Raw genomic sequence first — 9,542 nt, 5'->3', positions numbered from 1 at the left:
CGCTTGGGCCAGGCGGCCGCGGCGCGGCGGGGCAGGACGTCGGCGGACCCGAGGGGCACGTCGGCGTGCCGGCGCCGGCCGCGAAGTGGGAGGTTGGTGCTCATCGCAGCGCCACGTCCCGCACGTGGTCGCGCACGCCGTCCGGCATGGAGAGCCACATGTCGTCGAGGTCGCCGAGCTCGGCCGCCCGGCGCAGCGCGGCGAGCATGCGGGTGGCGCTCCGCTCGATCGTCGCGTCGAGCCGCGCCGCCTCGACCGGGTCGTCGTCGACGATCGTGTAGTAGTGGTCCAGCGTGACCTGAGAACCGGATCCCTTGGCCGCGACCAGCCACAGGCCGCCGAACGAGGCCAGCGGGTACGCGGCCCGCTCGCGGCGGAACCGCAGCTGCATCCGCTTCGGGTTGAGCTCCTGCGAACACACCCAGCTGCCGCGCCAGTCGCCGAACGTGCCCCAGAAGCGCACTCGCTCGCAGGTGCCGCTCCACCCGATGTGCTCGACGGCGAGCACCGTGTCGAACATGTGCGGCCAACGGTCGAGATTGGCGATCAGCTGGTAGGCCCGCTGTGGTGGTGCAGCCACCCTGCTGGTGTGCTGGGCGGTCCGGATCCTGGGCTCTGCCATGGTCGTCGCCCCCTTCGGTCGGTGAGCGTCTGCCCGTGAGTTTGCTCACCCGCGCTGGAGGGGCGGTCGAAGTCGAGTCGACGGCGGCGCGCTCTACTGTGGCTCGACCGGACGTGGAGGTTTCCGTCGCATGCTGGGACTTTCCGGCGATTGGACGGAGGTGCGGAATGTCGCGTTCGACAGTGGTGCCGTGCCGGCCGACCGTGCTCACCGTCGACACGGGTTCGGCGCGCACGCTGACGCCGCGGTTCCTAACGCTCGTCGTGCGGCCGTGCCGCGAATCTCGCGGCCCAGTCGGCGTTGACCTGGTCGGCCTGTCGACGGTGCCCGATCACCAGATGCCGGCCCAGCGGAACGTCGAGGCCGAGATAGTCGAGCACGTCGTGCGCAGTGCGTAACGGATCTGCCGTCAACTCCTCATAGACGACCCGATGGGGCACGATGCCGTGGGCGCTGAACCACAGAGCCCAGTCCGCCTCGAACTTCTCGATCGCGGCGACCAGCCGGCCGATCAGTTCCTCGTCGTAGTGAGCCGGTCGACCTCCGGGCTTGACAGCCTCATCCGGATGCCAGAAGTGGGTCTGCTGCGCCTTCGCCCACGACACCGCCTGCGCCACGACGTCACGCCGTCGCAGGTGGACGAACCTGAGCCGACCCAACTGGGCGCTCAACAGCTCCACATCGGTCACCGCTGCCTCGGTGTCGGCGGCGAGGTCACCGATCAGCTCCGGCAGCGTCTCGGCCATGATCCTGCCGCCGAAGACACCGTTCGACGTCCTGCCGGCTGCCAGCGCCGCTCGAACGTAGGTCTCGTCGATCCGTCCGTCTCGAGGTCTCGCGATCCGCCAGTCGACGGCGTAGTCGTGCAGACCTCGACGGTTGAAGTAGGAGGCTGGGCGGCCGGCGACTCCGGACGACCTCAGCAGACCGCACAGCAGGGTGCTTCCAGTACGTGGCGTCGCGCAGAGCAGGTAGGAGTCAAAGCCTGGCTGGGTCACAGTGGCCGACGGTAACCTAGCTGACCGTCCAGGTGTCCTTGCCTTGCAACAACGTCTGGAGGTCGGCCGGTCTGGTTTCGACGGCGTTGGTGACCTGTGCGCGTGCGGCGTCGTCGTAGCTGGGGCGGTTGATGTTGCGGTAGATGCCGGTGACGACGTGGCCGAGGTCCTGGGTGGAGAGCCTGGACAGGGCGAAGGCGTAGGAGGGGTCGTCGAGGGTGGCGTCGTGGACGACGATCTCGTGTTGGCCGATGTCGGCGGTTTTGGTGATGTCGAGGCCGTAGTCGGTGCGGATGACCGCGTGATCGCCATCGGTGCCGAACACGATCGGTTCGCCGTGTTGGAGGGGGATGAGGCGTTGTTCTTTCTGGCCGGGTTCCTTGAGCACGTCGAAGGCGCCGTCGTTGAAGATCGGGCAGTTCTGGTAGATCTCCACCAACGCCGACCCCCGGTGCGCCGCAGCGGCGGCCAAAATCTCGGTGAGTTGTGTGCGGTCGTTGTCCAGGGTGCGTGCCACGAAGGTGGCTTCGGCGCCGAGGGCGAGGGACAGCGGGTTGAACGGGTGGTCCAGTGAGCCCATCGGGGTGGACTTGGTCAGCTTGCCCTCCTCGCTGGTGGGTGAGTACTGGCCCTTGGTCAACCCGTAGATCCGGTTGTTGAACAACAAGATCGTCATGTTCACGTTACGCCGCAACGCGTGAATCAGATGATTCCCACCAATCGAGAGCGCGTCACCGTCCCCGGTCACCACCCACACCGACAAGTCCGGGCGAGTGACGGCGAGACCGGTGGCGATCGCCGGGGCGCGGCCGTGGATGGAATGCATCCCGTAGGTGTTCATGTAGTACGGAAACCGCGAGGAACAGCCGATCCCCGAGATGAACACGATGTTCTCCCGCCGCAACCCCAGACTGGGGAGGAAGGCTTGCATCGCGTTCAACACCACATAGTCACCACACCCCGGACACCACCGCACCTCCTGATCCGACTTGAAATCCTTGGCGGTCAGCTTCAGCTCGATGGTCATCACGCAGCCTCCGCGAGCCACGTCCCGGAGTCGCCGATATGTCCGGCGAGTACCTCGACGAGCTCCTCCTCCATGAACGGCAGGCCCGCGACCTTCTGGTACGAGATCGCGTCCACCAGGTACCGGGCGCGCAGCAGCAGGGCCAGCTGACCCAGGTTCATCTCCGGGACCACCACGCGCTCGTAGGAGCGCAACACCTCGCCGAGGTTGGCGGGGAACGGGTTCAGGTGCCGCAGCTGCGCGTGCGCCACCCGGTAGCCCTGCTGGCGCAGCGACCGGCACGCGGCGCCGATCGGGCCGTAGGTCGAGCCCCAGCCCAGCACCAGCACGCCGGCCATCCCGGACGGGTCGTCGACGGCCAGGTCCGGCACCGCCACACCGTCCACTTTGTCCTGACGGAGACGGGTCATGCGCTCGTGGTTGTCCGGGTCGTAGGAGATGTCGCCCCGGCCGTCGGCCTTCTCCAGCCCGCCGATCCGGTGCTGAAGGCCGGCCGTGCCCGGCAGCGCCCAGTCCCGCGCCAGCGTGTCCGGGTCCCGCCGGTACGGCCAGTGCTCGCCGTCCGGCGCGTTCGGCTCCGTGGCGAACGTGACCCGCAGGTCCGGCAGTTCCTCGACGTCCGGGATCCGCCACGGCTCCGAGCCGTTGGCCAATGCGCCGTCGGACAGCACGAGCACCGGCGTCCGGTAGGTGAGCGCGATCCGCGTGGCCTCGATCGCCGCGGCGAAGCAGTCACCCGGCGACAGCGGCGCGACGATCGGCACCGGTGACTCGCCGTTGCGCCCGTACATCGCCTGCAGCAGGTCCGCCTGCTCGGTCTTGGTCGGCAGCCCCGTGGACGGCCCGCCGCGCTGCACGTCGACGATCACCAGCGGCAGCTCGGTCATCACCGCCAGGCCGATCGTCTCCGCCTTCAGCGCGATGCCCGGCCCGGACGTCGTGGTGACGCCGAGCGCGCCGCCGTACGCGGCACCCAGCGCCGCCCCGATGCCGGCGATCTCGTCCTCCGCCTGCATCGTGGTGACGCCGAAGTTCTTGTGCTTGGACAGCTCGTGCAGGATGTCCGACGCCGGCGTGATCGGGTAGCTGCCGAGGAACACCGGCAGCCCGGAGCACTGGCCGGCCGCCACGATCCCGTACGCCAGCGCGAGGTTCCCGGTGACCTGCCGGTAGCGGCCCGGCGGAAAGTCCCCGGCCGGCGCGACCTCGTAGGTCGTGGCGAACGACTCGGTCGTCTCGCCGTAGTTCCACCCCGCGCGGAACGCCAGCACGTTCGCCTCGGCGAGCTCGGGCTTGCGCGCGAACTTCTCCCGCAGGAACCGCTCGGTGCCCTCGGTCGGCCGGTGGTACATCCACGACAGCAGCCCGAGCGCGAACATGTTCTTGCACCGCTCGGCGTCCTTCTTGGACAGACCGGTGTCCGCCAGCGCGCCGCGGGTCAGCGTCGCCATCGCGATCGCGTGCACCTGGAAGTTCGACAGCGAGCCGTCCTCGAGCGGGTCGCGCTCGTAGCCGACCTTCGTCAGGTTGCGCCTGGTGAGCTCGTCGGTGTTGACGATGACCGTGCCACCCGGACGCAGGTCGCCGACGTTCGCCTTGAGCGCCGCCGGGTTCATCGCGACCAGCACGTCCGGCCGGTCCCCCGGCGTGCGGATGTCGTAGTCGGCGAACTGCAGCTGGAACGACGAGACCCCGGGCAGCGTGCCCGCGGGAGCGCGGATCTCCGCCGGGAAGTTCGGCTGCGTCGCGAGGTCGTTGCCGTACGCCGCCGCCTCGGACGTGAACCGGTCACCGGTGAGCTGCATGCCATCGCCCGAGTCGCCGGCGAACCTGATCACCACTCGATCCAGCTTCACCCTGGCCACGGCCCCAGTCTGTGGGGCCGCGAGCCAGTCCGACTCGAATCCTGCTAGCCGCCCTGTTTGGAGGTCGTGGTCGCCCCGCGCTTCACGGACTCCAGCAGCATCTGCGACACGTCACGCACCTGGACGTCGGTGCCCTTGTCCTCGCTCTGCCGCTGCACCAGGCCGTCGGTGATCATGACTCGGCAGAACGGGCAGCCGGTCACGACCTCCTTCGCGTTCGTGTCCAGGGCCTCGTCGACGCGCTCCAGGTTGATCCGCTTGCCGATGTTCTCTTCCATCCACATCCGCGCGCCGCCGGCGCCGCAGCACAGCGACCGGTCGGCGTGCCGGGGCATCTCGGTCAGCGAAGCGCCCGCCGCGCCGACCAGCTCGCGCGGCGGCTCGTAGACCTTGTTGTGCCGGCCCAGGTAGCACGGGTCGTGGTAGGTGACCGGCGCACCACCGTCGGCCGGCTTGACCGGGGTCAGCTTGCCCTCGCGCACCAACCGGTTCAGCACCTGCGTGTGGTGCATGACCTCCCAGTGCCCGTTCGTCCCCTCGAAGCTGGGGATCATGCCCTCCAGCTGCGGGTACTCGCGGGCGAGCGTGTTCATGCAGTGCGGACAAGTCGTGATGATCTTGCGCTTGTCCGGCTCGCGACCGTCGAACACGGTGTTCAGCATCTCGGCGGTCTGCTGGGCCATCATCTGGAACAGGAACTCGTTGCCGGAGCGGCGCGCCGGGTCGCCGGTGCAGGACTCCTCGTTGCCCAGCACCACGAACTTGACGCCCGCGATGTGCAGCAGCTCCGCCGTGGCGCGCACGGTCTTCTTGGCGTTGTCGTCGAACGAGCCGGCGCAGCCGATCCAGTACAGGTACTCGACGTCGGGCTCCAGCACGCCGTCGTAGACCGGGACCTCGAACGGCAGGTCCTTCGCCCAGTCCATCCGCGCGGAGTTGTTCTGCCCCCACGGGTTGCCCTTGTTCTCCAGGTTGCGGAACAGGGTGCCGAGCTCGCCGGGGAAGTCCGACTCGATCATCACCTGGTAGCGGCGCATGTCGACGATGTGGTCGACGTGCTCGATGTCCACCGGGCACTGCTCGACGCACGCGCCGCAGGTCGTGCAGGACCACAGCACGTCCGGGTCGATCACGCCGCCGACCTCGGCCGAGCCCACCAGCGGGCGGGCCGCCTGCTCGGGACCTTCGCCGGGCACCCGACCGAAGCCGGACTCGGGCACGTGGTGGCCGGCGCCGTTGACACTGGACTCGGCGAGCGCGAGCACGTCGACGCCGCTGTGGTCGGGCATCTCCTGGCCGCCGACGAGGTAGGGCGCCTTCGCGAACAGGTGGTCGCGCAGGTCCATGATCACGAGCTTGGGCGACAGCGGCTTGCCGGTGTTCCAGGCGGGGCACTGGCTCTGGCAGCGCCCGCACTCGGTGCACGTGGCGAAGTCGAGCATGCCCTTCCAGGTGAAGTCCTCGACCTTGCCGCGGCCGAACACGTCCTCGTCGTCCGGGTCCTCGAAGTCGATCGGCTTGCCGTGCGACTCCATCGGCAGCAGCGGGCCGAGGCCGTCGGGCAGCCGCTTGGTCGAGACGTTGATCGGCGCGATGAACACGTGCAGGTGCTTGGAGTGCAGGATGATGATGACGAACGACAGCATCACGCCGATGTGCGCGAGCAGACCGATCGACTCGATCCACTCGTTGGCCGTGTGTCCGGCCGGCTCCAGCAGCTCACCGACGCCCAGCGAGACGAACGCGCCGGAGTCGTAGGGAAAGTTCCCGAGCGCCGCGGCGGACCCGCGGAACAGGAACATCGTCCAGATCACGTTGAAGATCATGAACAGGATCAGCCAGGCACCGCCGGTGTGCGAGCCGTAGAACCGCGACGCGCGCTGCCGCCGCTCCGGGGCCTGGCGCAGCCGGATGATCGCGAACGCGGCCAGCGAGACGACGACCATCACCGCGATGAAGTCCTGCGCGAAGCCGAGCACCGCCCAGCGGCCGATCAACGGGATGTGGAAGTCGTGGTCGAAGAGCGTGCCGTAGGCCTCGAGGTAGACCGAGCCGAGGATGACGAAGCCCCAGAACGTGAAGGCGTGGGCCGTGCCCGGGATCGACCACTTCAGCAGCTTGCGCTGGCCGAAGACCTCCTTGACCTGGGCCCACAACCGGCTGCGCAGGTGGTCGAAGCGGTCCACCGGCTGACCCGACTTGATCAGGTCGGACAGGAACTTCGCCCGACGCCCGGCGAACGCCAGCACCCCCAGGGTGATCAGCACACCGAGAATCATTCGAACGACCACGAGCGCCTCCATCCGGCGACCAACAGGGCCTCAGCCTTGCTTATTACTCGCCAGTATTTCGGATGTCGGTGCAACGCGCGCAATGGGGTTGTGACACGTGCCGCTCATGGCCTTGACCGGTCAGGAACCATGTCGTCCGCGGCGGCCCGGCGCCGGTTCAGCAGGTAGGCGAGCACGCCGGCGGGCAGGAACATCGCGATGCCGTAGACGGCGGCCGGGATCGCCATCTCGGCGCTGTCGAGCAGGGCCGGGCTGAGCGCGATGGTGATCGCGAGCGTGCTGTTGTGGATCCCGATCTCGAACGACGACGCGATCGCCTGGCCGCGTGGCACGCGCAGAGCGCGGGGCACGGTGTAGCCGATCGTGAGGCTCACCACGCAGAAGATCAGCGCGAGCAGCCCGACGGACTCGATGTAGCCCATCACGTTGCCCCGTTCCTGGAACACCGCGACCGCGATGACCGAGACGAGCACGACGATCGAGGCGATCCGAACCGGCCTGTTGAGACGGTCGGCGAGACCGGACGCACGGCGGCGGACCAGCATCCCGATGGCCACCGGGATGAGCACGATCGCGAACACCTGCAGCAGCTTGTCCGGCTGCAGGCCGATCGCCTCCTCGCCCTCCATGAACCCCTGCAGCGAGAGGTTGACCACGATCGGCAGCGTGATGACGGCGAGCACGGAGTTGACCGCGGTCAGCGTGATGTTGAGGGCCACGTCGCCGTGGGCGAGATGGCTGAAGAGGTTGGCGGTGGTCCCACCCGGCGCCGCGGCGAGCAGCATCATGCCGACGGCGAGCGGCGGGTCCAGGTCGAAGAGGAGGACGAGGCCGAGGCAGATCGCGGGCAGCACCAGGATCTGGCAGCCGAGCGCGATCAGGCTGGCCTTCGGGTAGCGCACGACCCGCGTGAAGTCGGCCACGGTGAGCGACAACCCGAGGCCGAACATGATCACTGCGAGGGCGATCGGCAGGAAGACCGTGGTCGCGATCGACGAGTTCATTCGCGGAATGTGGCAACTAACGGACAAATTGGCAATAGCCCGGACGGCCGTGCCGGTTACAGCTCGGACACCGTTTCCCGCCCGGCCTCACCCGCGACGGGACGAGACGAGCACCTCGATGCCGTCGAGCAGCCGCACCAGGCCGAACCTGAAGCCGTGCTCGGGGTCGTACGCGGCCTGGTAGACCTCGCCGGCCACCGCGCCGACCCGGGCCGCGACCGGGTACTTCTCCGCGTCGAAGACCTTCGCCAGCAGCGGGGCGTAGGTCTCCCACCACTCCAGGTCGGTCACGCCGGTGTCGCTCGCGGACGCGTCGGCCTCGATGGCGGTCCGGGCGGCGCCCTGCACGAAAACGTGGAGCAGGTTCAGCACCGAGTCCATCTCGAGCTCGGAGAGGCCGATGCCGTCCACCGCGCGCAGGTCGTGGTCGTAGCCGGCGATGCTGTTGGGGCCCAGCGGCGGCCGGGACATGGCCATGACCTGCAGCACCCACGGGTGCCGGCGGTAGTGGTCCCAGCTCGCCCGCGCGATCGCCTCCAGCCGGAGCCGCCAGCCGCCCTCGACCTCGCCGCGCGGGATCTCGCCCAGGATCGTGTCGAACATGACGTCGACCAGCTCGGCCTTCGACGGCACGTACGTGTAGAGCGACATCGTGCCGACGCCCAGCTTCTCGGCCACTCGGCGCATCGACAGCGCCGCCAGCCCCTCGGCGTCGGCGACCTCGACGGCCGCGGCCACGATCCGGTCGACCGTCAGGCCCGGCTTCGGCCCACGGCCCTTCGCCGGCGCCGAGTCGTCGCGCCAGAGCAACGCCATGCTCCGGACCGGGTCGCCCCGGCCGCCATAGTGCCGGTCGCTGTGCCGGTCGCTCGATTTCTTGGCCATCGTGGCTAACATCCTATGCACTCCGTACGATGTACGGTATTGTTCGACTTCGTACATCGTACGACATTGGAGAGCCAGTGATCACCACCGAAGGCTTGCGCAAGCGCTTTGGCGACAAGGTCGCTCTCGACGGAGTGGACCTGAGCGTCACGGCGGGCACGGTGTGTGGCCTGCTCGGCCCGAACGGGGCCGGCAAGACCACCGCCGTGCGGATCCTGACCACGCTGCTGCGCGCGGACGACGGCCACGCCGAGGTCGCGGGCTTCGACGTGGCCCGCGAGCCCGACCGCGTCCGGGAGAGCATCGGGCTGGTCGGCCAGCACGCGGCGGTCGACGAGGTCCTGTCCGCACAGCAGAACCTGGAGCTGTTCGGCCGCCTCTACCACCTGTCCAAGGCCGACGCCCGCACCCGGGCCGGCGAGCTGCTCGCGCGGTTCGACCTCGCCGACACCGGGGCGAAGCCGGTCGCCAAGTTCTCCGGCGGCATGCGCCGGCGGCTCGACCTCGCGGCGAGCCTGATCCTCGCGCCGCGCGTGCTGTTCCTCGACGAGCCGACCGCCGGGCTCGACCCGCGCGGGCGCAACGAGGTGTGGGCGGCCATGCGAGCCCTGGTCGCCGAGGGCACCACGGTGCTGCTGACCACCCAGTACCTGGACGAGGCCGACCAGCTCGCGGACCGGATCTCGCTGGTCGACAACGGCCGGGTCGTCGCCGAGGGCACGCCGACCGAGCTGAAGTCGAGCCTCGGCGGGGACCGGCTGGACGTGGTCCTGCACGACACCGCGGACCTCGACCGCGCGGCGGCGGTGCTCGCCCGGGTGACCGGCGCCGACACCGAGACCGACACCGA

General features: G+C 69.0%; 8 protein-coding genes. 1 reads left to right on the top strand and 7 read right to left on the bottom strand.

What is annotated here, in order from left to right; all coding sequences use genetic code 11:
* Positions 1–100 precede the first annotated feature (100 nt).
* From ACRDSK_RS27975 to ACRDSK_RS27945, 7 genes are all read right to left on the bottom strand, one after another.
* Positions 101–622, bottom strand: a complete 522-nt coding sequence (locus ACRDSK_RS27975) for an SRPBCC family protein (protein ID WP_431444327.1) — start codon at positions 620–622, stop codon at positions 101–103.
* Between the two features lie 251 nt (positions 623–873).
* A complete protein-coding gene (locus tag ACRDSK_RS27970; protein ID WP_431444326.1) occupies positions 874–1,620 on the bottom strand; it encodes a Stf0 family sulfotransferase in 747 nt (248 codons plus the stop codon).
* 16 nt (positions 1,621–1,636) lie between these two features.
* Entirely contained in the window at positions 1,637–2,647 is a 1,011-nt protein-coding gene (locus tag ACRDSK_RS27965; protein ID WP_431444324.1) for a 2-oxoacid:ferredoxin oxidoreductase subunit beta, read from the bottom strand.
* A complete protein-coding gene (locus ACRDSK_RS27960) occupies positions 2,647–4,512 on the bottom strand; it encodes a 2-oxoacid:acceptor oxidoreductase subunit alpha (protein ID WP_431444323.1) in 1,866 nt (621 codons plus the stop codon). The genes ACRDSK_RS27965 and ACRDSK_RS27960 overlap by 1 nt, the downstream gene beginning before the upstream one ends.
* Before the next feature lie 44 nt (positions 4,513–4,556).
* Entirely contained in the window at positions 4,557–6,803 is a 2,247-nt protein-coding gene (locus ACRDSK_RS27955; protein ID WP_431444322.1) for a (Fe-S)-binding protein, read from the bottom strand.
* A gap of 104 nt (positions 6,804–6,907) precedes the next feature.
* Positions 6,908–7,807, bottom strand: a complete 900-nt coding sequence (locus tag ACRDSK_RS27950) for a bile acid:sodium symporter family protein (RefSeq protein ID WP_431444321.1) — start codon at positions 7,805–7,807, stop codon at positions 6,908–6,910.
* Between the two features lie 87 nt (positions 7,808–7,894).
* On the bottom strand, positions 7,895–8,692 hold the full coding sequence (locus tag ACRDSK_RS27945) for a TetR/AcrR family transcriptional regulator (protein ID WP_431444320.1): 798 nt from the start codon (positions 8,690–8,692) through the stop codon (positions 7,895–7,897).
* 29 nt (positions 8,693–8,721) lie between these two features.
* Between ACRDSK_RS27945 and ACRDSK_RS27940 the strand changes: the two genes are divergently transcribed.
* Positions 8,722–9,542 (top strand): ATP-binding cassette domain-containing protein (locus tag ACRDSK_RS27940; RefSeq protein ID WP_431444319.1); only part of this gene is annotated, 821 nt, incomplete at its 3' end.

Origin of the sequence: Actinophytocola sp., from assembly GCF_050699915.1 — a bacterium.
Classification (GTDB): domain Bacteria; phylum Actinomycetota; class Actinomycetes; order Mycobacteriales; family Pseudonocardiaceae; genus Actinophytocola.
Note: the sequence above shows the minus strand (reverse complement) of the source record. Positions and strands in the feature narration are given on the sequence as shown.